The following is a 22,834-nucleotide window of genomic DNA, read 5'->3' as shown; positions in this document are numbered from 1 at the left end:
AACTTTTATGTAACCCATGTGGGTGACCCGTACATGGCTCCTATCATCCGGCCCCTACGCTGCGCTCCGGGGTTCCCTCGCTACGGGCCTGCTCCCGGGAGTACGCGCTGCAGGCCCCATCCATGGGGCCTCAGCGCTTGACGGGCATCCATGCCCGTCACCTCCCTACGCAGGCCCTTCGCTCGGCCTCCTGAAGTCGCAATCGGCGGCGCTTGAACTATCGCGCGCTTAGAAGCAAAAGCCGAAGCAAGAGCAAGAGCAAGAGCAAGAGCAAGAGCAAAGCGATTCGCGCTGTGCTCAGCGCGGCTTCAAGTCCATCCGGCGTAGATGGCAGGTCACTTCCTCACGGTCGTGATACAGCTGCTTGCAAGCAATCGACACCTTGATCTTGCGCGCCTTGAAGGTCGCCTCCATGCGCTCGAGCAGCCGGCGTACTTCGGCATAGCGCTGTTTCATCGGCAGCTTCAGGTTGACCACCGCCTCACGGCACAGCCCCTCGCCCAGCCAGGTCTCGATCAGCGAGGTGGTACGCGCCGGCTTCTCGACGATGTCGCACACCATCCAGTCCACCGGCTGCTTCGGTTGCCAGGTGAAACCATCGGCCATCAGGTGCTGGACCAACCCGGTGTCCATCAAGCTCTCGGCCATCGGCCCGTTGTCGATGGCAGTCACCAGCATGCCCCGGCGCACCAGCTGGTAGGTCCAGCCACCCGGCGACGCACCCAGGTCAACGCCGGTCATGTCATCGCCCAGGCGCTGCTCCCACTGCTCGCGCGGGATGAACTGGTGCCAGGCCTCTTCGAGCTTGAGCGTCGAGCGACTGGGCGCCTCGCGGGGGAACTTCAGGCGTGGGATGCCCATGGGCCACAGCGCACTGTTGTTGGCCGGGGCAACACCGGCAAATACCCGGCGACCGCTGATGAAGGTGAGCAGCAGGCGTGGGCGGCTGGCATCGTCGACCAGGCGGCCGGCCTTTTCCAAAGCCTTGCGCAGCGGCACCTCGAACTTGCGGCAGAAGGTGGACAGTTCCTTGCCTTCGTTGCTGTCCAGCACCTCCAGCCACAGGCTGCCGAACACCGGAAACCCGGCCAGTTGCGCCAGCAGCACACTGATGCGGTCGCTTTCCGGCAGTTCGACATATCCGCCACGGGCCCACTGCCGCGGGAAAATCAGCTGGTTGAAGCGCAGTTCCCCCATCAAGCGCTCGGCACCGCCCTCCTCGCTACAGACAAACTCGGCACTGGCGCTTTGCGGCTTGCCTTTGGCATAGCCGGCAACACCCAGGCGGGCGGCATGTTCGCTGATTTCGGCGCACACCTCACCCTCGAAACCGGGCCGGCAATGCATGAACAGGGTATTCATCTCTCACTCCACTACGGCTGGCGCACCACAGGCGCTGGCAGGGCGGCGATGATAAAGGAAGATCGGAACCTGCGACACGCCCCGCCGGTCCAGAAAAGGGTCAGGTGGCGCAAAGCGGTCTAACCTGACCTTTCAGCCAGGTCCGTGCCGTGCGGATCGATACACAGCGGTGCCACCGGCAGATCTTGCCAGGCACCGGCGCAGAAGGAGTTGGCAATGCCCTCGCTCGATAGCCTGAATACCCTCAGATCACTCAAGGTCGGCGACCAGACCTACCACTACTTCAGCCTCACCGAGGCCGCCCGCCAACTGGGCGATCTGCAGCACCTGCCCATGTCGCTGAAGGTGCTGCTGGAAAACCTGCTGCGCTGGGAGGACGGCAAGACCGTCACCGGCGACGACCTGCGCGCCCTCGCCCAATGGCTGGGTGAGCGACGCTCCGACCGCGAGATCCAGTACCGCCCGGCGCGGGTGCTGATGCAGGACTTTACCGGTGTGCCGGCCGTAGTCGACCTGGCCGCCATGCGCGCAGCAATGGCCAAGGCCGGCGGCAACCCGCAGCGAATCAACCCGCTGTCACCCGTGGACCTGGTGATCGACCATTCGGTGATGGTCGACCGCTACGGCACGCCGCAGGCCTTCAGCGAGAACGTCGACATCGAGATGCAGCGCAACGGCGAGCGCTATGCCTTCCTGCGCTGGGGCCAGAGCGCCTTCGACAACTTCAGCGTGGTACCGCCGGGCACCGGCATCTGCCACCAGGTCAACCTGGAATACCTCGGCCGCACCGTCTGGACCCGTGAGGCCGATGGTCGCACCTACGCCTTCCCCGATACTCTGGTCGGAACCGACTCACATACCACCATGATCAATGGCCTGGGCGTGCTTGGCTGGGGCGTGGGTGGCATCGAAGCGGAAGCGGCCATGCTCGGCCAGCCGGTGTCGATGCTGATCCCCGAAGTGATCGGCTTCAAGCTGACCGGCAAACTGCGCGAAGGCATCACCGCCACCGACCTGGTGCTGACGGTGACGCAGATGCTGCGCAAGAAGGGCGTGGTGGGCAAGTTCGTCGAGTTCTATGGTGATGGCCTGGCCGAGCTGCCCTTGGCCGACCGTGCGACCATTGCCAACATGGCCCCGGAATACGGTGCCACCTGCGGCTTCTTCCCGGTCGATCAGGTGACCCTGGACTACCTGCGCCTGTCAGGCCGCCCCGAGGCGACCGTGCAGCTGGTCGAGCAGTACTGCAAAGCCCAAGGGCTGTGGCGGCTGCCGGGCCAGGAGCCACTGTTCAGCGACAGCCTGGCGCTGGACATGCAAGAGGTCGAGGCCAGCCTGGCCGGGCCAAAGCGGCCGCAGGACCGGGTAGCCCTGGGCCAGGTCAGCCAAGCCTTCGACCACTTCATCGAACTGCAACCCAAACCGCTGGCCAAAGAGGTGAGCCGCCTGGAAAGCGAAGGTGGCGGCGGCGTGGCGGTGGGCAACGCTGACCAGGCCGGGGAGATCGACTACAGCCATCAAGGCCAGACCCACACCTTGCGCGATGGCGCCGTGGTGATTGCCGCGATCACCTCGTGTACCAACACCTCCAACCCCAGCGTGATGATGGCCGCCGGGCTGGTGGCAAAAAAGGCCCTGGAAAAAGGCCTGCAACGCAAACCCTGGGTCAAGAGTTCGCTGGCGCCGGGCTCGAAGGTGGTCACCGACTACTTCAAGGCCGCCGGGCTCACCACCTATCTGGACCAATTGGGGTTCGATCTGGTCGGCTATGGCTGCACAACCTGCATCGGCAACTCGGGCCCGCTGGATGAAGCGATCGAAAAAGCCATCGGCAGCGCTGACCTCACGGTGGCTTCGGTGTTGTCGGGCAACCGCAACTTCGAAGGCCGCGTGCACCCGCTGGTCAAGACCAACTGGCTGGCCTCGCCGCCGCTGGTGGTGGCCTATGCCCTGGCCGGCAGCGTGCGCCTGGACCTGACCCGCGACCCGCTGGGCACCGGCAAGGATGGCCAGCCGGTGTACCTGCGCGACATCTGGCCCAGCCAGCAGGAAATTGCCGCTGCCGTGGCCAAGGTCGACACGGCAATGTTCCACAAGGAATACGCCGAAGTGTTCGCCGGCGATGCGCAGTGGCAGGCCATCGAGGTACCCCAGGCGGCCACCTACGTGTGGCAGGCCGACTCCACCTATATCCAGCATCCACCATTCTTCGACGACATCGGCGGGCCTCCCCCGCAAATCACCGACATCCAGGGTGCGCGGATTCTGGCGCTGCTGGGTGACTCGGTGACCACCGACCACATTTCCCCGGCCGGCAACATCAAGGCCGACAGCCCGGCCGGGCGCTACCTGCGCGAGAAGGGAGTGGAGCCCCGCGACTTCAACTCCTACGGCTCGCGGCGTGGCAACCATGAAGTGATGATGCGCGGTACCTTCGCCAACATCCGCATCCGCAACGAAATGCTGGCGGGCGAAGAAGGCGGCAACACCCTGCACGTGCCCAGTGGCGAGAAGCTCTCGATCTACGACGCGGCCATGCGCTACCAGCAGGAAGGCACTGCGCTGGTAGTGATCGCCGGCCAGGAATACGGCACCGGCTCGAGCCGAGACTGGGCGGCCAAGGGCACCAACCTGCTGGGGGTCAAGGCGGTGCTGGCGGAAAGCTTCGAGCGCATTCACCGCTCCAACCTGGTAGGCATGGGCGTGCTGCCGCTGCAGTTCAAGGCCGGGCACAACCGCAGGCAACTGGGGCTGACCGGCAAGGAGAAGATCGATGTGCTGGGCTTGAACGGCGCACAGATTCGCCCGGGCATGAGCCTGCCCTTGCGCATCACTCGTGAGGATGGGCAGCAGGAACAGATCGAGGTGCTGTGCCGGATCGATACCCTGAACGAAGTGGAGTACTTCAAGGCCGGGGGAATACTGCATTATGTGTTGCGTCAGCTGATTGCTGGTTGAGGCGCGTATGCTTGGGGCTGCTGTGCAGCCCATCGCCTGTAGGAGCGGCCTTGTGTCGCGATGGGGCGCGCAGCGGCCCCGGGTTTTCAGCTTCGCAGCAAAGATTGCCGGGGCCGCTGCGCGCCCCATCGCGACACAAGGCCGCTCCTACAAGGGCCAGTGCTGGCTTGAAGAGATATTCAAGGCAGTTGCTCCCACAGGCAAAGTACAGCCCTCAGCCTTGAGGCTATCCCTGTGGGAGCTGGCTTGCCGGCGATGGGCCGCGCAGCGGCCCCAATATCGTTCAACGAGAAGGACTACTCGTGCCTCGCTTCAACCTGATCGCACTTTTACTCCTGGCGCTCGGCTACACCCTCGCCCTGAGCCACGGCAGCCTCGCCATCACCACCCTGCCCACCTTCCTCGCCCTGCTCGCCAGCGCCCTGCTCGCCCGCCGCCCCCAGCGCTGGCTACAAGCCCTGGGCCACGCATCGTTCATCCTGCTGGCCATCGCCCTGGCATTGCACTGGCTGCCCGGTTTCAACGCAGCCAAGGTCATCGACGGCGTCATCCTGAGCCCTGGCGCTCTGCCCTTCACGATGTACCTGAACCTGGACAAACCGCTGATTGGCGCCTGGCTGCTGCTGGCCTGCCCTTGGCTGTTGCTATGGCGCAGCCAGGGCCTGGCGACCAGCCTGCTATTCGCCCTGCCCCTGACCCTGCTTGCCTGCCTGGGTGGTGCCTGGGCACTGGGCATGCAGGCCTGGGCCCCGAAATGGCCCGACCAAGCCTGGCTCTGGCTGCTGAACAACCTGCTGCTGGTAAGCCTGACCGAAGAACTGTTGTTCCGCGGTTACATCCAGGCCGGCCTGCAACGGCTGCTGCGCCACCAAGGGCTGGCATTGCTCGCCACCGCCTTGCTGTTCGGCCTGGCCCACCTGGGGGCCGGCTGGCAATGGGTGTACCTGGCCACGCTTGCCGGATTCGGCTACGGCCTGGCGTACCGCTGGGGCGGTGTGGCGGCGGCGGTGCTCTGCCATTTCGCCCTGAACCTGGTGCACTTCACCCTGTTCAGCTATCCGATGCTGGCTCTTGGCTAGCTAATCGGTCATCATTCGACTTATCCGTCATGAAAAAGCAATAAAAACTCAATAATGAGCCTAACTTGCTCAAACGTGCTCGTTGACTAACGCAGATCGATTGATGGCTTATTGCCACAGATCAAGCACATTAAATATCCATTCAATAAAACCAGTGGCTTGCCGATACCTGTCGAAAGCCCTGCGGACTATCAACCCATGCGTAACAACCAGCCGATTACCCAGAGAGAACGGACTTTCCCTGCCCAGCAGCGGTTGATCTCCACCACCAATGCCAAAGGTGTGATCACTTACTGCAACGATGCCTTCATCGAGATCAGTGGTTTCACCCGCGAAGAGCTGACCGGTGCGCCGCACAACCTGGTGCGCCATCCCGATGTGCCGCCAGCGGTGTTTGCCCACATGTGGCAAACCCTCAAGCAGGGCCAGCCGTGGATGGGCATCGTCAAGAACCGCTGCAAGTCCGGCGACCACTACTGGGTCAATGCCTATGTCACGCCGATCTTCGACAACAACCAGGTGGTCGGCTTCGAATCAGTGCGGGTCAAGCCTACTGCCGAGCAGGTCCGCCGCGCCGAGGCGCTGTACCAGCGCATCAACCAGGGCAAGCCGGCGGTACCCCGCCGGGACAAGTGGCTGCCGGTGCTGCAGGACTGGTTGCCGTTCATCCTGATCAGCCAGGTGGGCTTCCTGATCGGCAACTGGCTGGGCCATTCCTGGGGCTTCGCCCTGGCTGCAGGGCTTTCCGTACCGCTGGGCCTGCTGGGCCTGAGCTGGCAGCAGCGCGGCCTCAAACGCCTGCTGCGCCTGGCCGAACAGACCACCTCCGACCCGCTGATCGCGCAGATGTACACCGACAGCCGTGGCGTACAGGCGCGCCTGGAAATGGCCATGCTCAGCCAGGACGCACGCATGAAAACCTGCCTGACCCGCCTGCAGGACAGCGCCGAACACCTCAGCGAACAGGCGCGTCAGTCCGACGTGCTGGCGCACAAGAGTTCTTCGGGCCTGGAACGCCAGCGGGTGGAGACCGAGCAGGTTGCCGCTGCGGTCAACCAGATGGCCGCCACTACCCAGGAAGTGGCCAACCACGTGCAGCGCACCGCCGATGCCACCCAGGAAGCCAACCGCCTGACGAGCCAGGGCCGTCAGATTGCCGGTGAAACCCGCGAGGCCATCGAACGCCTGTCGGCGGCCGTGGGCGAGACCGGCCAGACGGTGACGCAACTGGCCAAGGACAGTGATGAGATCGGTGGCGTGGTCGATGTGATCAAGGGCATCGCCGACCAGACCAACCTGCTGGCGCTGAACGCGGCCATCGAAGCGGCACGTGCCGGTGAAATGGGCCGAGGCTTTGCCGTGGTGGCCGACGAAGTGCGCCAGCTAGCCCAGCGCACTGCCGAATCCACCGGGCAGATCCACGGCCTGATCGCCAAGCTGCAACAAACCGCCAGCAATGCCGTACTGACCATGGAAACCGGCCATCGCCAGGCGCAGGAAGGCGTCGACCGTGTGATGCAGGCCGACGAGGCACTGGTGGGCATCAGTGAGGCGGTTGCCAACATTACCGACATGGCAACCCAGATTGCTGCAGCGACCGAGGAGCAGACTGCAGTGGCTGACGAGATCAGCCGCAACATCAGCACCATCGCCGACCTCGCCGACCAAACTGCCGAACAAGCCCAGCACTCAGCGCTGCTCAGCGAAGAGCTGACCAGCACGGCGGGTACCCAGTACTCGCTGGTGGAGCGGTTCAACCGTTAAAAACTGGCTTGGCACCTACAGGGAAAGCGCATGTTCAAGGCACACGCTATCCCTGTGGGAGCGGGCGTGCCCGCGAACACCGGCGCAGCCGGTGCCATACCCCGAGTTGCCGGCTTCGCGGGCACGCCCGCTCCCACAAGGATTGCGCAGGCTTGAATCAGGTTTACCAGTCCAGGCGCAAGCAGCTCTCGAAGTAGCGCTCTTCCCCGCTCAGCGGGTCTGCAAAGCGCAGGCTCTGCGCCAGCAACTTCAGCGGCCGCTGGTAGTCATCCTCTTCGTTGACCAACTGCGGATAGAACGGGTCATTGCAGATCCCCGCCCCCAATGCTGCCATGTGCACACGCAACTGATGGGTCTTGCCAGTCACCGGCGACAGCCCGTAACGCCACAGCTCACCGTTCTTCTCCAGCACTTCGGCCAGGGTTTCGCTGTTGGCCTCCCCCTCTACCTCATGCATGCGGAAAAACGGCTCGCCATGTACCAGGCGGCTTTTGTGCACCAGCGGGAAAACGTGCTGCGGCATGGCCGCGGCAATGGCCTGGTAGCGCTTGTCGATGCGTCGTTCAGGGAACAGCCGTTGGTAGGCACTGCGGCTCTGCGGGTTGGCGGAAAACAGCACAAGCCCGGCGGTATGCCGATCGATACGGTGCAACGGCACCAGATGCGGGTTGCCCAGGCGTCGGATCAGGCGGCGCAACAAAGTCTGTTCAACGTATTCACCAGTCGGCGTCACCGGCAGGAAATGCGGCTTGTCGGCCACCACCAGGTGCTCATCCACATGCAGTATGGTCTCCTGCACCGGGATCGGCCGCTCGTTCGGCACCTCACGGAAGTAGTGCAAACGCATACCGCGCTTGTAAGGCAGTTCGGCAGAAACCGCCCGCCCCTCGGCATCCAGCACCCGGCCCCGGGCAAAGCGGTCGAGCCACTGGGCGCGGTCGATGGCCTTGAAATGGTCACACAGGCAGTCGAGCACCGTCGCCCAGTTACCGGGGGGCAGGCACACCGTGCTGGCTTGCTGGCGGGCGGGGTCGAAAGGCGTGGTCATGGCAGGGCTCGAAACGTTCACGGCCGCGCATTATCCCCCAAGCCCGCGCCCTCAACCAGCCTGGGCAATGGCCTCACAGCGCTCCTTCAGCCAACGCAACACCTGCACCGGCTCCCAGCGCCCAGGGTCATAGAGGGCATACAGCAACCCCTGGTAACCCACCACGTCCAACCCACGGTGGTAGCCGGCACGCTGGAACAAGGCCTCGATCTCGGCGAAGCAGGTATTGAAGTGGACCTTGCCGAACGGCGTGCGGTCGTCGGTAACCAGGCCTTCGAGGCGCAGTTCCAGAACAGCATCGGCCACCCGCTCGACGGGCATGCGGTTGACGCTGTACTTGAGTTGCTCGACATTGAGCATGGCTTCACCTCGACACTGTATTTATATACAGCATACGAACATCCCCTTGCCGCCGTCAATGCGCTTCATTGCAGCCCCGGCAGATAGCCGGTGCCTTTACGAATGGTCAACACCTGGCGCCGAGGGACGCCGAGCGACACGGCCAGGTGCACCCAGTTATCGAATTCGAGGATCAGCTGGTCGAAGGGAATGGCGCTTTCGCTGACCCGGAGCACAACCTCGCGCGGGCTCAATCCAAACACCGTGAAGTCAGCCGCCAGCCCCTGCAAATGCTTGCTCGTCCGCGCCCCGCCAATGCGCTGGTTGACTGCGGGGCTGCGATAGCCGCTACTGACGATGACCGGTGCGCCGAACAGCGCGCGCACCTGCTCCAGTGAATTGCACAGCAACTGCAGGTTGGCACGCGCCTCGGCTGGTGGATTGTTGTCGAGCCCTTCCCTGGCGGCGAGCTGCGAAACGGTCATTTCATCGAGGGTGAAATGGGGTGAAATGAGCATGGCTGGGTTCCTGATGACCGGTGAAAAATGCCGGCCTCAACGTGCCGGCAGCCGATCATCACAACGCAGCATGCCGCATGGAGCAGGGACAGACCTCCCCTGGCGCAATTACTGCGCGAGAAACGCCACCACTTGTTCGGCATCGAACGGCCAGTGCAGTTCGGCGCCGTTGTCACAGCGGCGCAGCACCGGAATGATCAGGCCATAGCGTTCGAACAGGGCTTCGTTCTCGGCAATGTCGACCAGCTCTACCAGCAGGCCATGGTCGACGAAGGGCATCAGCACGGCCTCGGCCACTTCACACAGGTGGCAGCCGAGGGTGCCGAACAGTTGGCATTCAGGCAGCATGGGGGCAAGTCCGCGTTGGCAGGAGGGAAACCTATTCTAGGTCCGTCCTGCGCACAGTGCACCTGACCTGGCTCAATCCTGGCTAGTGGCGCCGATACGGTGCAGCGACAGGTCCGCGCCCTGGAACTCCTGCTCATGGCTCAAGCGCAGCCCATGCAGCGCACGGATTGCACCATACACGGCAAAACCGCCGGCTAATGCCACCACCACGCCCATCAGGCTGCCCAGCACTTGGCTGACCAGGCTGACACCGCCTATGCCACCCAGCACCTCCTGGCCGAAGATGCCGCAGGCCATGCCACCCCATACGCCACACAGGCCATGCAACGGCCACACACCCAGCACATCGTCGATCTTCCAGCGGTTCTGCGCTGCGGTGAAGGTCCAGACGAACAGCGCGCCCGCCACCAGGCCGGTGGCCAGCGCACCAATCGGGTGCATCAGGTCGGAACCGGCACACACCGCCACCAGCCCGGCCAGCGGCCCGTTATGCAGGAAGCCGGGGTCGTTACGCCCGGCCAGCAAGGCCGACAGGGTGCCACCGACCATGGCCATCAGCGAGTTGATCGCCACCAGGCCACTGACACCCTGCAGGGTCTGGGCACTCATGACGTTGAAACCGAACCAGCCGATGATCAGGATCCACGACCCCAATGCCAGGAAGGGAATGCTCGACGGCGCAAACGCCACCAGCCGGCCCTCGCGGTAGCGCCCGCGGCGCGCGCCCAGCAGCAGCACCGCCGCCAGCGCCAGCCAGCCGCCCATGGCATGCACCACCACCGAGCCGGCAAAGTCATGGAACGGCGCACCGAAGCGTGCCTGCAACCAGGCCTGTACGCCCAGGTTGCCGTTCCACACCACACCCTCGAAGAACGGGTAGATGAAGGCTACGATCAACGCCGTGGCACACAGTTGCGGCACGAAGCGCGCCCGCTCGGCGATGCCCCCGGAGATGATTGCCGGGATCGCCGCGGCGAAGGTCAGCAGGAAGAAACACTTGACCAGCGCATAGCCATGGTCGGCAGCCAGCGTCGCCGCCGGCTGGAAGAAGCTGACCCCGTAGGCGATCCAGTAGCCGATGAAGAAGTACACCAATGCAGAAATAGCGAAATCGCTGAGAATCTTCGACAAGGCGTTGACCTGGTTCTTGTGACGCACCGTGCCCACTTCGAGAAACGCGAAGCCGGCATGCATGGCCAGCACCAGGATGGCGCCCATGAGAATGAACAGGGTGTTGGAACCGTGGACCAGAGAGTCCATCGCGCTGTGCATGTTTTCCATGAAATAGGCAGGCCTGCTGAAAAAGGCACCAGGACAGTTCAAGAACCTGCATCCCTGCACCGAATCGGTGCCAGCCCCCTGCCCTGTTTCGGTGAGCCGGGCGGAGCCTGCGTGGTTTTTTCTTGGGTTTGTCGTGGATTGGGTTAAGGTTTATCGGTATCCGCTGCGCTGGCGCCCTGAATCGGCGCAATACTCGCCCTGGGCGCCCCGCAACGTGGCAAAGCCATAGCAAGGCTCATACCAGCGCCGGCACTTGAACCTTCCGCGCGTGCGATCACTCGAACTACCAACATTCATCGACAGGGAGACACCCATGGCCAGCAAATCGGCAAAGACTGCACAAGAGATATTGATGGCTGACTTCCAGGCACTGGTCCGCGACACCGAGAAGCTGCTGGCCGACACCGCCAACCTGGCAGGCGACCAGGCTGACGAGTTGCGTGAACAGATCCACGACCGCCTGACCCAGGCCCGCGAAACCCTGCAGCTGACCCAGGACTCGGTGCGCGAGCGCGGCCAGGCAGCACTGGGCAGTGCCGAACAGTACGTACAGGAAAAACCATGGCAGGCGATCGGCATTGCCGCTGGCGTCGGCCTGTTGATCGGCCTGCTGGCCAACCGGCGCTAAGGGGTTCCCATGGAGAACGACGCCAACGGCGCCAGCGCCTCGGGCAAGCGCCTGGGTGCGGCTGCCCTGGGGCTGCTGCACAGCCATATCGAACTGTTCGGCATCGAGTTGCAGGAGCAGAAAGGCCGCACCTTGAGCCTGCTGCTGTTCGCTGGTTTGGCCCTGGTATTCGCCCTGCTGCTGCTGACGGCGCTGTCCGGGCTGCTGCTGGTGCTGCTGTGGGACAGCTATCGCCTGGCTGGCATCATCGGCCTGTGCGTGTTCTACGGCATCGCCGCGCTGTATTGCGGCCTGCGCCTGAAGGCAGCGGTGTTCGACGAGTCGTCGCCCTTCGGCGCCACCCTCGAGGAACTTGCCAAGGACCGGGAGCGCCTGTTGCCATGAACCTGCCAGAACTGCCAAACACCCGTAATCCGCGTGAACTGCGCAAGGCGCTGCTGCGCCTGCGCATGGAAATGCACCGCCAGGAAATCCGCCACGAGTCCGCGCAGTTGCTGGAGCCACTGCGCCGTGTGCGCGGCATGGGCAGCTCGCTGCACGATGGGCTGGGCATCAAGCATGCACCGCTGTGGGGGATAGGCGCCGTGGTGGCGCTGGGCTTCCTCACCGGCAAGGGCGTGCGCAGCGGCAACCTGGCGCGGCTGGTGCGCCTGGGCACCAGCCTGCTGCCGTTGCTGCGCCTGTACCTGCAAGGCAGCCGCCGCCCCTGACGACCTGTATTGCCCCTTGTGGGAGCGGGTTTACCCGCGAATGCGGCAGTAGAGCCACCGACGCATTCGCGGGTAAACCCGCTCCCACAGGGTCGGTATCGACCTGCCCCTTGCACATATGCACACGACACTGGAAGCTAATGCCTTCGATCCACAGGAGACCGCGCCTTGGACTGGCACACCCTGCTCACCCGCGAACGCCTGGGCAAAGCCCTGTACAGCGCCGATGAACTCGGGCGCAGCCCCTTTCACAAGGACCACGACCGCATCATCTTCTCCGGTGCCTTCCGCCGCCTTGGGCGCAAGACCCAGGTGCACCCGGTTTCCAGCAACGACCATATCCACACACGCCTGACCCACTCGCTGGAAGTCAGCTGCGTCGGCCGCTCGCTGGGCATGCGCGTCGGCGAAACCCTGCGCGACAGCCTGCCGGACTGGTGCGCCCCCAGTGACCTGGGAATGATCGTGCAGTCGGCCTGCCTGGCCCATGACATCGGCAACCCACCGTTCGGCCACTCTGGCGAAGATGCCATCCGCCACTGGTTCCAGCAGGCCGCCGGGCGCGGCTGGCTGGACGACATGAGCGACGACGAGCGCGCCGACTTCCTCAACTTCGAAGGCAACGCCCAAGGCTTTCGTGTACTCACCCAGCTGGAATATCACCAGTTCGACGGTGGTACCCGGCTGACCTATGCCACCCTCGGCACTTACCTGAAGTACCCGTGGAGCGCACGCCACGCCGACGCCCTGGGTTACAAGAAGCACAAGTTCGGCAGTTACCAGAGCGAACTGCCGCTGCTCGAGCAGATCGCCCGCAAGCTCGGCCTGCCGCAACTGGAACATCAGCGCTGGGCGCGCCATCCGCTGGTCTACCTGATGGAAGCCGCGGATGACATCTGCTACGCGCTGATCGACCTGGAAGACGGCCTGGAAATGGAGCTGCTGCAATATGCCGAAGTCGAAGCGCTGCTGCTCGACCTGGTCGGCGAGGACCTGCCGGAAACCTACCGCCAGCTCGGCCCTGGCGATTCTCGGCGGCGCAAGCTGGCGATCCTGCGCGGCAAGGCCATCGAGCACCTGACCAACGCTGCCGCCCACGCCTTCGTCGAACAGCAGCAAGCCTTGCTGGCCGGGCAGCTGGCGGGCGACCTGGTCGAACACATGCATGGCCCGGCCAAGCGCTGCGTGCTGCAGGCCAAGGACATGGCACGCAACAAGATCTTCCAGGACAAGCGCAAGACCCTGCACGAGATCGGCGCCTACACCACGCTGGAGATTCTGCTGAACACCTTCTGCGGGGCCGCCCTCGAACAGCACGGTGGACGCACGCCGTCGTTCAAGAGCCGCCGGGTACTGGACCTGATCGGCAACAATGCCCCCGACCCGCACGGCTCGCTGCACAGCGCCTTCCTGCGCATGATCGACTTCATCGCCGGGATGACCGACAGCTATGCCAGCGAAATGGCCCGGGAAATGACCGGGCGCTCCAGCCCGACCTGAGCCCTGCCGGTGCAGCCCGGGTATCGCCCGGAGCTGCACCGTACATTGTGAGAAACTTCCTACATATGCTGGCGACAAGTTAAACAGCACGAATAAAAACAAATGAAAAGTTACCAAACACATTTTGACATTGGGTTAAACGCGCCTGTTTCGTAGCCCGAATTGTTTTATCTTGTAAGCCATTTCCCATATAGGGCTGATAGCCCTTCCTCGCATGCCCGATGACTTTCAACTGCGATAAGGTGCCGCCTGTCACCCTCAATCGCCCGCAGGGAAGTTGAACATGCATTCCATATTTATCGTCGACGACCATCCCGTCATCCGCCTGGCTGTTCGTATGTTGCTGGAAAACCAGAATTACAAGGTTGTCGGCGAGTCGGACAATGGCGTGGACGCCATGCAGATGATTCGCGAAACCGCCCCCGACCTGGTCATACTCGACATCAGCATCCCCAAGCTGGACGGGCTGGAGGTGCTTGCCCGGTTCCAGGCCATGGCCCTGCCCCTGAAGGTGCTGGTACTGACCGCGCAATCTCCGGCCTTGTTTGCCGTGCGCTGCATGCACTCCGGTGCTGCAGGCTATGTGTGCAAGCAGGAAGACCTGAACGAACTGCTCAGTGCAATCAAGGCCGTGCTGGCTGGCTACAACTACTTCCCCAGCCAGGCAATAAAGCATGACCAGGCAGTAAATGCCGACTTGCAACTTTTCCGCCAGGTGAATGACCGCGAACTGATGGTACTGCAACTGTTCGCCCAGGGCCGCAGCAACAAGGAAATTGCCAAGGGCATGTTCCTCAGCAGCAAGACCGTCAGCACCTACAAGAAGCGCCTCATGCACAAACTTCAGGTCAATACGCTGGTCGACCTGATTGAAATGGCCAAACGCAACGCGCTGGTCTGAGGGTAGTCATGGCGCACCCTATCGTTCGCCTGCTGGTCACCCTGCTCCTGTTCAGCGGCGTGGCACAGGCTACCCATCACGAGGCTTCGTCCTATACCTTGCTGGCACGCTCATCGGCCAGGCCGGCACTGCCTGCGCTCACCGACGAGCAACGGCAATGGCTCGAAGGCCGTCAGGAACTGGTGCTGGGTACCTCGGCACCGGACTATCCGCCGTTCGACATCACCAGTGGGGGCCGCGACTACCAAGGCCTTACCGCCGAGTACGCAAGCCTGATCGGCAAGGCCCTGCAGTTGCCCGTGCGGGTGCTGCGCTTTTCCAGCCGACAAGCGGCGGTGGAAGCGCTCCGGCAGGGCGATATCGACCTGCTTGGCAGCGCCAACGGCTACGAAGCGGCCAGCGATGGCCTGGCCCTGTCGCAACCCTACGCCATCGACCAACCGGTGCTGGTAACGCGCGAGGACGAAAGCCGGGCGCTGGACACGGGCCTGGCCGGCATGCGCCTGGGCATGCTCTACCACTACCTGCCCCGGCAGGAGGTGAACAGAACCTACCCCAAGGCCGAGCTGCTGGCCTTCGGCTCGTCCAGCCAGGCCCTGAGTGCCGTGGCGTTCGGCCAGGCCGACGTGTTCATCGGCGATACCATTTCCACCCATTACCAGCTCAACCGCGGCCACCTGCCACGCCTGCGCATGGCCAGTTTCGGCAAGCACGAAGCCATCGGCTTCGGTTTTGCCCTGCGCCACGAGGACAGGGTGTTGATGGAGATGGTTAACGCCACCCTGGACAGACAGACCTCGGCCATACGCGCCAGTATCTTCAAGCGCTGGAGCGCCGGTAGCGACCTGCTGCTGACCGACCGCAAGCTGCAACTGACCGACACCGAGGAGCGATGGCTCAAGGACCACCCGGTGATGCGGGTGGCAATCGATGACACTGCTGCCCCTGTCTCCTTCTTCGATGGCTCGGGGCATTTTCGCGGCATCACTGCCGACCTGCTCGAACTGCTTCGCCTGCGCACCGGTTTGCGTTTCGAAGTGCAGCGCGCCAGCGGCCTTGCAGACATGATTGCCCGCCTGAAGGACGGCCGCGCCGATGTCATCGCCGCACTGGCCACCGGCGGGATGAACGAAGACGACCTGCAAATCAGCCAGCCTTACCTGGAAAGCGCCTATGTGCTGGTCAGCCGCAAGGACAAGCAACCCTTCACCTCGCTGGAACAGTTGCAGGGTCATCGCATCGCCATCACCCGCTACAGTGCCATGGACGCCATGCTGTCGCGGCACTATCCGCAAATCGGCTGGGTCGAGACCGAAAGCTCGTTCTATTCCATGGCGTTGCTCAACAGCGGTGCCGTCGATGCGGTGATTACCACCTTGATCGACGCCAACCACGCGCTGGCCGGCAACCCTGAACTGGTCATCCGGGCCACCGTCGGCAGCGACCCTGCCAGCTTCGCCATGGCCACCAGTGCCCCGTCGCAGGCGCTGGTGTCGATCCTCGACAAGGCGCTGCTGAGCATCTCGCCGGAAGAACTGGGGGTCATCAACAACCGCTGGCGCGGCTTCAGCCTGCACGAGGATGGCAACGACCACGGTTACCGAAGGCTGGCGATACAGGTGGTACTGGGCACCGCCGTGCTGTTGCTGCTGGCCTTGCTGTGGAATGCCCGCCTGCGCCTGCAGATTCGCCAGCGGCAACGCGCCGAACGGGCGTTGAACGACCAGTTGGCATTCATGCGCGCCCTGCTCAACGGCACGCCCCACCCCATGTACGTACGTGACCGCGAGGGCTGCCTGCAAAGCTGCAACTACAGCTACCTGGAAGCCGTGCAGGCGCGCTCCGAGGAGGTCATCGGCAAGAACCTGGAGGGGAGCCTGTTCGCCGATTGCGAGCAGACCCGGCAGATCCACGCCGACTACCTGAAGGTAATGGCCGAAGGCTCGCCACTGATCATGGACCGGACACTACGGATCCAGGACCGGGAGATAACCATCTACCACTGGATTCTGCCGTACCGCGACTCACTGGGTGAGGTACAGGGCATCATCGGTGGCTGGATCGACATCAGCGAGCGCCGCCATCTGGTCATGGAGTTGCGCCAGGCCAAGCAGCAGGCCGACGATGCGAACCGCGCCAAAAGCACGTTCCTGGCCACCATCAGTCACGAAATCCGCACCCCGATGAATGCGGTCATCGGCATGCTCGAGTTGGCAGTCAAGCGTGCCGACCAAGGCCGGGTAGACCGCTGCGCGCTGGAGCTGGCCCACCATTCGGCCAAGGACCTGCTGGGCCTGATCGGCGATATCCTCGACATCGTGCGCATCGAATCCGGGCACTTGTCCCTCGCCCCGGAGGCCGTCGACCTGGCGGCCCTGGTCGAATCGGTGGGGCGTATTTTCGAAGGCCAGGCGCGGCAGAAAGGCCTGGCCCTGGAGGTGATGATCGCGCCGGCCGCACGCTGCCATGCCCTGCTCGACCCCCTGCGTTTCAAGCAGGTCCTGTCCAACCTGGTGAGCAACGCCATCAAGTTCACCGAGCATGGTCAGGTGCGCATCTGCGTCGGCCTGGTAGACGACGGCGCCACCACTCCCGCCGTGCTGGAGCTGGAAGTGCGCGACAGCGGTATCGGTATCCACGCCGACGACCTGCAACGCCTGTTCAACCCGTTCATCCAGGCCAACCCACATAGCCAGAGCGCCCGCGCGGGTACCGGGCTAGGCCTGGCCATCTGTCGCAACCTGTGCGAAATGATGGGCGGCAGCCTGACCATCAAGAGCCTGGAGGATGTCGGCACCCAGGTGCGCCTGAAGATGCCGCTGCAGCGGGTTGACGCTGCAGCGCAGCCGGCCCCGCTGATCGAGAACCTCGATGTGCCGGACCCGCGGCTGAACGTATTGGTGATCGACGACCACCCGGCCAACCTGCAGCTGATGGCCCAGCAGCTTGGCTACCTGGGGCTGGAGCACACCAGCGCCCGCGACGGTCGCGAAGGCCTGGCCACCTGGCGGGCGGGGGACTTCGATGTGCTGGTGCTCGACTGCAACATGCCGCACATGAACGGCTACCAGCTGGCCACCGCCGTGCGTACCGAGGAACGCCATGGCAAGCGGCCACGCTGCACTATTCTCGGCTACACCGCCAACGCGCAGCCGGAGGTACGCCGCAAGTGCCTGAGCGCCGGCATGGACGACTGCCTGCTCAAGCCCATAAGCCTGAGTACGCTCAGCCAGCGCCTGGCCGGCATCCGCCCGCGCCGGCAGAAATCGCGGCGCAAGCTGTACAACCTGGACGGCCTGGCCACAGTGGTCGGGCATGACCCGAACGACCGCCAGCGCTTTCTGGTGGCGTTGCAGCAGAGCCTGCAGGCCGACCTGGCAACCTTGATGGCCTTGCATCCGCAGCACGACAGCGATGCCATTGCCGAACAGGCGCACAAGGTGCTCAGTGCCGCACGTATGCTGGAAGCTCCCGAACTGATGAAGGCTTGCGAAGCCCTGGAGGCAGGCGGCTTGCCTACCGCCCAGATACGCCTGCGGCGCCAGGCACTGGCGCGGCATATGTGCCGGGTAGAACGTGCCCTGGCCAAGGAACTGGCCACCGCTACCTGCACACAGGCAGGCAGCCAGGCGTGTTAACTGGTAGACTGCGCGGCGTTATTACCTAAGAGGATTGTTTCATGGCCACAAACCGCTCCCGTCGTCTGCGCAAGAAGCTGTGTGTCGACGAGTTTCAGGAATTGGGCTTCGAGCTGAACCTGGAATTCAAGGAAGATCTGGACGACCAGGCAATCGATGCTTTCCTCGACGCGTTCCTGGCAGAAGCCATGGACGCCAATGGCCTGGACTATGTAGGCGGTGACGATTTCGGCCTGGTGTGCTCGGTCAAACGCGGCTCGGTCAGCGAAGAACAGCGTGCAGCCGTTGAAGCCTGGCTCAAAGGCCGTAGCGAACTGACCAAGATCGAGGTCAGCCCGCTGCTGGACGCCTGGTACCCGGAAAAGCCGATCAACAAGGCCGAGTGATACCGGCCCGGCTCGATCGCTGAAAAGGCCACCCCTACGGGTAGTGCCTGTCAGATTGTGTAATGGGGCTGCTACGCAGCCCATCGCCGGCAAGCCAGCTCCCACAGGAATTGCGCAATCCCTGTGGTAGCTGGCTTGCCGGCGATGGGCCGCAAAGCGGCCCCATTTACTTGACTGACAGGCATTACCCTTCGGGGTGGCTTTTTTATTGGGGGTGCTTTTCCGTCGAACGTGGCGCATCGTCGCTGCGCTTGGGGCATAATGCGTATTCTTTCATTCTGGGGCCATCATTCCTTACAGCCCCAATGCCCTTTTCCCTCGCCGTAGGGTATTTATCGATCATGATCAAAACGCTTCGTCCCCTCATTCTTGCCGGCCTGCTGTTGCCACTCGCCCTGCCCAGCCAGGCCGCCGCCGTCAACACCACGCTGCCTGCCAAAGTGCAACAGGCCCTCAAGGCCAACAAACTGCAGGATTCTGCCCTGTCGCTGGTGATGCTGCCGCTGGACGGCCCCGGCACACCGACCGTGTTCAATGCCGATGTCTCGGTCAACCCGGCCTCGACCATGAAACTGGTCACCACCTACGCCGCCCTCGAACTGCTCGGCCCGACCTTCCAGTGGAAAACCGAGTTCTACACCGACGGCACCCTGAGCAACGGCGTACTCAACGGTAACCTGTACCTCAAAGGTGGCGGCGACCCGAAACTGAACATGGAAAAATTGTGGCTGCTGATGCGTGACCTGCGCGCCAATGGCGTGCGCACCATCACCGGCGACCTGGTGCTGGACCGCAGCCACTTCGTGCAGCCCAACCTGCCGCAGTTCAACGATGACGGCGGTGATGAGAACAAGCCTTTCCTGGTCAAGCCCGACTCGCTGCTGGTCAACCTCAAGGCCCTGCGTTTCGTGGCCCGCAACGATGGCGGCAAGGTCACCATCGCGGTCGAACCGCCGATTGCCAGCATCCGCATCGACAACCAGGTCAAGGCGGTAGCCTCCAAACAGTGTTCGGGTGATGTGCGCTACAACCCCGTGCAGCAGGCCGACGGCATCAGCGTAACGGTCAGCGGCCAGCTGGGTGACGGCTGCAACTCGCAGACCTACCTGTCGCTGCTCGACCACCCGACCTACGCCGCCGGTGCCGTGCGCGCGATCTGGAACGAGCTGGGTGGCAGCATCCAGGGTGGCGACCGCTTCGAGAACGTGCCCAAGGGCGCTCGCCTGCTGGCCCGTGCCTTCTCGCCAGACCTGGTGGAAGTGATCCGCGACATCAACAAGTACAGCAACAACACCATGGCCCAGCAGCTGTTCCTGAGCCTTGGCGCGCAGTTCCGCACCGATGCCGACGGTGACGACGCTCGCGCCGCCCAGCGCGTGGTGCGCCAGTGGCTGGCGAAGAAGGGTATTACCGCGCCGCACCTGGTGATGGAAAACGGTTCCGGCCTGTCGCGTGCCGAACGGGTCAGCACCCGGGAGATGGCGGCAATGCTGCAGGCGGCCTGGAAGAGCCCCTATGCTGCCGAGTTCATGAGCTCGATGCCGCTGGTGGGTATGGACGGCACCATGCGCAAGCGCCTGAAGCGCACCGCCATGACTGGCGAAGGGCACATCAAGACCGGTACGCTGAACACAGTACGGGCAATTGCCGGCTTTAGCCGTGACAGCAACGGCCATACCTGGGCGGTGGCGGCGATCCTCAACGATCCGAAACCGTGGGGCGCCTCGCAGGTGCTCGACCAGGTACTGCTGGACTTGTACCGCCAGCCGAAACTGGCCGGCAGCACAGCAGCCAACTGACAGGTAGCCAGTACCGGCCCTTTCGCGGCTAAAGCCGCTCCCACAGGTACTACACAGGCTTCGAGAACAATGAAGAACCTGTGGGAGCGGCTTCAGCCGCGAAAGGGCCGGCATTGGCAACTGAAAGCTGTCAGGCCAACTCCCCCTCCACCCGGTCCCGCCCAGCCTGCTTGGCTGCATACACCCCGGCATCAGCCCGCAGCAGCAAGGCATCGGCCCCTTCCCCCGGTCGCCACCCCGCCACACCAAAACTCGCAGTCACCCTGCCCACGCCCTCCACCGGCACATTGCGCACGCCTTGCCACAGCTCCAGTGCCAGCAGCCGCGCCTGCTCGGCATCGCTGCCCGGGCACAGCACCATGAACTCTTCGCCGCCCAGCCGGCAGAACACATCGGTGCGCCGCAAACGCTGGCCGATACGCAGGCACAGGCTGCGCAGCACGCGATCGCCAACGGCATGGCCGAAATGGTCGTTGATGCGCTTGAAGTGATCGATATCGAGCATGATCACCGCCAGCGCCAGGCCATCGCGCTGGGCCCGTTCCAGTTCGAGCTTGAGCCGCTCCTGGAAGTAACGGCGATTATGGATGCCGGTCAGCGAGTCGGTCACCGACAGCGCACGCAACTCTTCCTCCACGCCCTTCAGGTCGGAGATGTCGGTCAGGTAGCCATGCCACAAGGTACAGCCCTGCTCGCCCACCTCCGGTGTCGCCTCGCCACGCACCCAGCGCAACCCGGCACGCGGCAGGCAGACGCGGTATTCTTCGCGCCAGGGCGACAGGTGTTCGGCCGAGTAACGCACCGAGCGGCGCACGCGCTCCAGGTCGTCCGGGTGGATGCGCTCGAACACCGCGGTGGCGTCCTCGCGCAGCTGCTGCAGGTCGACTTCGTAGATGTCGTACAGGCCCATGCTGGCATACGGAAAGCAGGAGTGGCCGTTGCCATCCAGGCGGTACTGGTAAATGCCGCCCGGCACCTCGGCACTGAGCTTTTCCAGCAGGCGGTCACGCGCTGCCAGCGCCTCATGCACCCGACGCCGTTCAGTGACATCGATGCAGATCGCCAGGTAACCGATCCATAACCCCTGCTCATCGAGCATGGCGGTGACCAGCATGTTGGCCACCAGTTGGCTGCCATCGGCGCGCAACAAGGTCCACTCCCCCGGCTCGGCGCCATGCTCCTGCACCGTTTCGGCGAACATGGCCTGGCCACCTTCAATCGGTCGGCCGTAACGCAGGCTCAAGGCATGGGCACGCTGGCTCAACTCCTCGGGCAGCACCAGGTCCTCCAGGCGCAGCTGGCCGATCGCCTCGCTGGCCGGGTAACCGAGCATGCGCTCGGCGCCGGCGTTGAAAGTGCTGACCACACCCTTGAGGTTGGTGGCGATGATCGCCACCTGGGTTGCGGCATCCAGCACGCTGCGCAGCTGGTTGTGGGTACCACGCAGTGACTGCTCGCTGACCCGCAGCTCGGCCGTGCGCTGCTCTACCAGGGCCAATGCGCGCTGGCGCTGGCTGAACAGACTGTAGAGCAACACGCTGAGCAGCAGACTCAACAAGCTGCCCAGCAGGCTTACTGCCAGCACCGCGGAGGAACGGTTGGCGCGCACGAAGGCCTGGCTCGGCCGGATACTCAGCTGGAAGTGGTGGTCAGCCAGGTGCAATAGCTGGTTGCTGGCCAGCGGCAGGGGTGCGACCGGGTTCTGCGAATCGAACATCACCTCGGGGCCATGTAGCCCGGTGGGGTCGACGATACGCACCACAAGGTTATCGTCTGCCGTAACCGGGCGCCCGTCGCTGATCAGCTCACGCATGCTCAGCAAGGCCATCACATAACCCACTGCCGCGCCGCGGGGTCTGGCATCGGAAAACACCGGCGCCACCATCAGCAGGCCACGCGCATCCGAGTTGGTATCGAACATGGGCAGTGGCTCGGACACCGCCATGCTGCCCGGCCCAAGCGCCCGCGCCAAGGCCGCCAGGGGCACTTCCTGGCCGGCGAGGTCCAGCCCATAGGGCAACCCGGGCAATTCACCCGACTGGGTATAGAGTACCGGGAAATAATGGTCGCGCTGGGGGGATGGGTGCCACTGGCCTTGTTCATCCTGGTCGCGGATCACATAGCCCGGGCCGGAATGCGCACTGGCCTGGCGCTCGAACTCGGCGCGTTGCGCGGCCTCGACACGCGGCGCCCAAGCGTAGGCCAGGGTCCGTTGCAGCAATGGCCGGGCGTAGCCGTCGAACTCGTGCGGGGTGATTTCGTTGGAAAAGCTGAAAAACCGCCGCAGCCCGTCCAGGCGCTGCTGCTGTTCGTCAAACCGCTCGGCGATACGGCTGAAACGCTCGCTGGCCAGCAGCTCGAAGCGCTGGCGCAGTTGCTGCTTGTAGAAGGTTTGCGCGGCTAGCGCAAGTACGGCCGTCAACAGGCCGCCCACGACCAGGGCGACCAGGGCCACCGCCCAGGCGGATAATGCCTCTGTGCACAGGCCAAGCAACCGCGCGCACACGCCACCCTTTGACATACACCCATCTCGTCACGTCAGCGTCCTGCGGATTATCTTGCCCTGTCCCCAGTT

General features: G+C 63.7%; 18 protein-coding genes. 11 read left to right on the top strand and 7 right to left on the bottom strand.

Features of this window, described 5'->3' with window-relative positions; genetic code table 11:
- Positions 1–297 precede the first annotated feature (297 nt).
- Positions 298–1,362 carry a 23S rRNA (cytidine(2498)-2'-O)-methyltransferase RlmM gene (rlmM, locus tag JV551A3_RS11500; RefSeq protein ID WP_133978683.1) on the bottom strand — a complete coding sequence of 355 codons (1,065 nt, stop codon included), beginning with the start codon at positions 1,360–1,362 and terminating at the stop codon, positions 298–300.
- A gap of 216 nt (positions 1,363–1,578) precedes the next feature.
- Between rlmM and acnA the strand changes: the two genes are divergently transcribed.
- The 3 genes from acnA to JV551A3_RS11485 all read left to right on the top strand — a co-directional run bounded on the left by acnA (position 1,579) and on the right by JV551A3_RS11485 (position 7,163).
- Complete coding sequence (gene acnA, locus JV551A3_RS11495) at positions 1,579–4,320, top strand: aconitate hydratase AcnA (protein WP_133970864.1); 2,742 nt, start codon at positions 1,579–1,581, stop codon at positions 4,318–4,320.
- 302 nt (positions 4,321–4,622) lie between these two features.
- Positions 4,623–5,399: a CPBP family intramembrane glutamic endopeptidase gene (locus tag JV551A3_RS11490; protein ID WP_133970863.1), complete on the top strand. Its 777-nt coding sequence runs from the start codon at positions 4,623–4,625 to the stop codon at positions 5,397–5,399.
- Between the two features lie 198 nt (positions 5,400–5,597).
- Positions 5,598–7,163: a methyl-accepting chemotaxis protein gene (locus JV551A3_RS11485; protein WP_133970862.1), complete on the top strand. Its 1,566-nt coding sequence runs from the start codon at positions 5,598–5,600 to the stop codon at positions 7,161–7,163.
- 163 nt (positions 7,164–7,326) lie between these two features.
- Here JV551A3_RS11485 and JV551A3_RS11480 read toward each other — a convergent pair whose 3' ends face one another.
- The 5 genes from JV551A3_RS11480 to JV551A3_RS11460 form a co-directional block, all read right to left on the bottom strand.
- A complete protein-coding gene (locus JV551A3_RS11480; RefSeq protein WP_133970861.1) occupies positions 7,327–8,211 on the bottom strand; it encodes a pseudouridine synthase in 885 nt (294 codons plus the stop codon).
- Between the two features lie 51 nt (positions 8,212–8,262).
- Positions 8,263–8,571 (bottom strand): hypothetical protein, encoded by a 309-nt coding sequence (locus JV551A3_RS11475; protein WP_004376097.1) that lies wholly within the window; start codon positions 8,569–8,571, stop codon positions 8,263–8,265.
- Positions 8,572–8,636: 65 nt separating this feature from the next.
- On the bottom strand, positions 8,637–9,068 hold the full coding sequence (locus JV551A3_RS11470) for a D-Ala-D-Ala carboxypeptidase family metallohydrolase (RefSeq protein ID WP_133970860.1): 432 nt from the start codon (positions 9,066–9,068) through the stop codon (positions 8,637–8,639).
- A 108-nt stretch (positions 9,069–9,176) separates the two neighbouring features.
- On the bottom strand, positions 9,177–9,416 hold the full coding sequence (locus tag JV551A3_RS11465; RefSeq protein WP_063913871.1) for a glutaredoxin family protein: 240 nt from the start codon (positions 9,414–9,416) through the stop codon (positions 9,177–9,179).
- Positions 9,417–9,488: 72 nt separating this feature from the next.
- On the bottom strand, positions 9,489–10,697 hold the full coding sequence (locus tag JV551A3_RS11460; protein WP_133970859.1) for an ammonium transporter: 1,209 nt from the start codon (positions 10,695–10,697) through the stop codon (positions 9,489–9,491).
- 313 nt (positions 10,698–11,010) lie between these two features.
- Here JV551A3_RS11460 and JV551A3_RS11455 point away from each other — a divergent pair, with 313 nt between their 5' ends.
- From JV551A3_RS11455 to dacB, 8 genes are all read left to right on the top strand, one after another.
- Positions 11,011–11,325 carry an ElaB/YgaM/YqjD family protein gene (locus JV551A3_RS11455; protein WP_085625198.1) on the top strand — a complete coding sequence of 105 codons (315 nt, stop codon included), beginning with the start codon at positions 11,011–11,013 and terminating at the stop codon, positions 11,323–11,325.
- A gap of 9 nt (positions 11,326–11,334) precedes the next feature.
- Entirely contained in the window at positions 11,335–11,709 is a 375-nt protein-coding gene (locus JV551A3_RS11450) for a phage holin family protein (protein ID WP_013971683.1), read from the top strand.
- Complete coding sequence (locus JV551A3_RS11445; RefSeq protein ID WP_112252110.1) at positions 11,706–12,035, top strand: hypothetical protein; 330 nt, start codon at positions 11,706–11,708, stop codon at positions 12,033–12,035. Before JV551A3_RS11450 ends, JV551A3_RS11445 begins: the two co-directional genes overlap by 4 nt.
- Before the next feature lie 168 nt (positions 12,036–12,203).
- Entirely contained in the window at positions 12,204–13,535 is a 1,332-nt protein-coding gene (locus JV551A3_RS11440; protein ID WP_112252109.1) for a deoxyguanosinetriphosphate triphosphohydrolase, read from the top strand.
- Between the two features lie 283 nt (positions 13,536–13,818).
- A complete protein-coding gene (locus JV551A3_RS11435; protein ID WP_112252108.1) occupies positions 13,819–14,436 on the top strand; it encodes a response regulator transcription factor in 618 nt (205 codons plus the stop codon).
- A gap of 8 nt (positions 14,437–14,444) precedes the next feature.
- Positions 14,445–18,074, top strand: coding sequence for an ATP-binding protein (locus JV551A3_RS11430; protein ID WP_133970858.1), 3,630 nt, complete (start codon positions 14,445–14,447; stop codon positions 18,072–18,074).
- Positions 18,075–18,115: 41 nt separating this feature from the next.
- A complete protein-coding gene (locus JV551A3_RS11425; protein WP_004376110.1) occupies positions 18,116–18,460 on the top strand; it encodes a YggL family protein in 345 nt (114 codons plus the stop codon).
- A gap of 341 nt (positions 18,461–18,801) precedes the next feature.
- Positions 18,802–20,259 (top strand): D-alanyl-D-alanine carboxypeptidase/D-alanyl-D-alanine endopeptidase, encoded by a 1,458-nt coding sequence (gene dacB, locus JV551A3_RS11420; RefSeq protein WP_133970857.1) that lies wholly within the window; start codon positions 18,802–18,804, stop codon positions 20,257–20,259.
- Between the two features lie 130 nt (positions 20,260–20,389).
- Here dacB and JV551A3_RS11415 read toward each other — a convergent pair whose 3' ends face one another.
- Positions 20,390–22,780 carry a sensor domain-containing diguanylate cyclase gene (locus tag JV551A3_RS11415; protein ID WP_133970856.1) on the bottom strand — a complete coding sequence of 797 codons (2,391 nt, stop codon included), beginning with the start codon at positions 22,778–22,780 and terminating at the stop codon, positions 20,390–20,392.
- Positions 22,781–22,834: the final 54 nt, after the last annotated feature.

The organism is Pseudomonas inefficax, from assembly GCF_900277125.1.
Lineage (GTDB): Bacteria > Pseudomonadota > Gammaproteobacteria > Pseudomonadales > Pseudomonadaceae > Aquipseudomonas > Aquipseudomonas inefficax.
Note: the sequence above shows the minus strand (reverse complement) of the source record. Positions and strands in the feature narration are given on the sequence as shown.

Bases quoted from the DNA above. Each gene is read 5' to 3' on its own strand.
- acnA (WP_133970864.1), top strand. From the start codon at position 1,579: ATGCCCTCGCTCGATAGCCTGAATACCCTCAGATCACTCAAGGTCGGC.
- JV551A3_RS11445 (WP_112252110.1), top strand. From the start codon at position 11,706: ATGAACCTGCCAGAACTGCCAAACACCCGTAATCCGCGTGAACTGCGC.
- JV551A3_RS11460 (WP_133970859.1), bottom strand. From the start codon at position 10,697: ATGGAAAACATGCACAGCGCGATGGACTCTCTGGTCCACGGTTCCAAC.
- JV551A3_RS11475 (WP_004376097.1), bottom strand. From the start codon at position 8,571: ATGCTCAATGTCGAGCAACTCAAGTACAGCGTCAACCGCATGCCCGTC.
- JV551A3_RS11415 (WP_133970856.1), bottom strand. From the start codon at position 22,780: ATGTCAAAGGGTGGCGTGTGCGCGCGGTTGCTTGGCCTGTGCACAGAG.
- JV551A3_RS11485 (WP_133970862.1), top strand. From the start codon at position 5,598: ATGCGTAACAACCAGCCGATTACCCAGAGAGAACGGACTTTCCCTGCC.
- rlmM (WP_133978683.1), bottom strand. From the start codon at position 1,362: ATGAATACCCTGTTCATGCATTGCCGGCCCGGTTTCGAGGGTGAGGTG.
- JV551A3_RS11470 (WP_133970860.1), bottom strand. From the start codon at position 9,068: ATGCTCATTTCACCCCATTTCACCCTCGATGAAATGACCGTTTCGCAG.
- dacB (WP_133970857.1), top strand. From the start codon at position 18,802: ATGATCAAAACGCTTCGTCCCCTCATTCTTGCCGGCCTGCTGTTGCCA.
- JV551A3_RS11455 (WP_085625198.1), top strand. From the start codon at position 11,011: ATGGCCAGCAAATCGGCAAAGACTGCACAAGAGATATTGATGGCTGAC.
- JV551A3_RS11465 (WP_063913871.1), bottom strand. From the start codon at position 9,416: ATGCTGCCTGAATGCCAACTGTTCGGCACCCTCGGCTGCCACCTGTGT.
- JV551A3_RS11435 (WP_112252108.1), top strand. From the start codon at position 13,819: ATGCATTCCATATTTATCGTCGACGACCATCCCGTCATCCGCCTGGCT.
- JV551A3_RS11430 (WP_133970858.1), top strand. From the start codon at position 14,445: ATGGCGCACCCTATCGTTCGCCTGCTGGTCACCCTGCTCCTGTTCAGC.
- JV551A3_RS11480 (WP_133970861.1), bottom strand. From the start codon at position 8,211: ATGACCACGCCTTTCGACCCCGCCCGCCAGCAAGCCAGCACGGTGTGC.
- JV551A3_RS11450 (WP_013971683.1), top strand. From the start codon at position 11,335: ATGGAGAACGACGCCAACGGCGCCAGCGCCTCGGGCAAGCGCCTGGGT.
- JV551A3_RS11425 (WP_004376110.1), top strand. From the start codon at position 18,116: ATGGCCACAAACCGCTCCCGTCGTCTGCGCAAGAAGCTGTGTGTCGAC.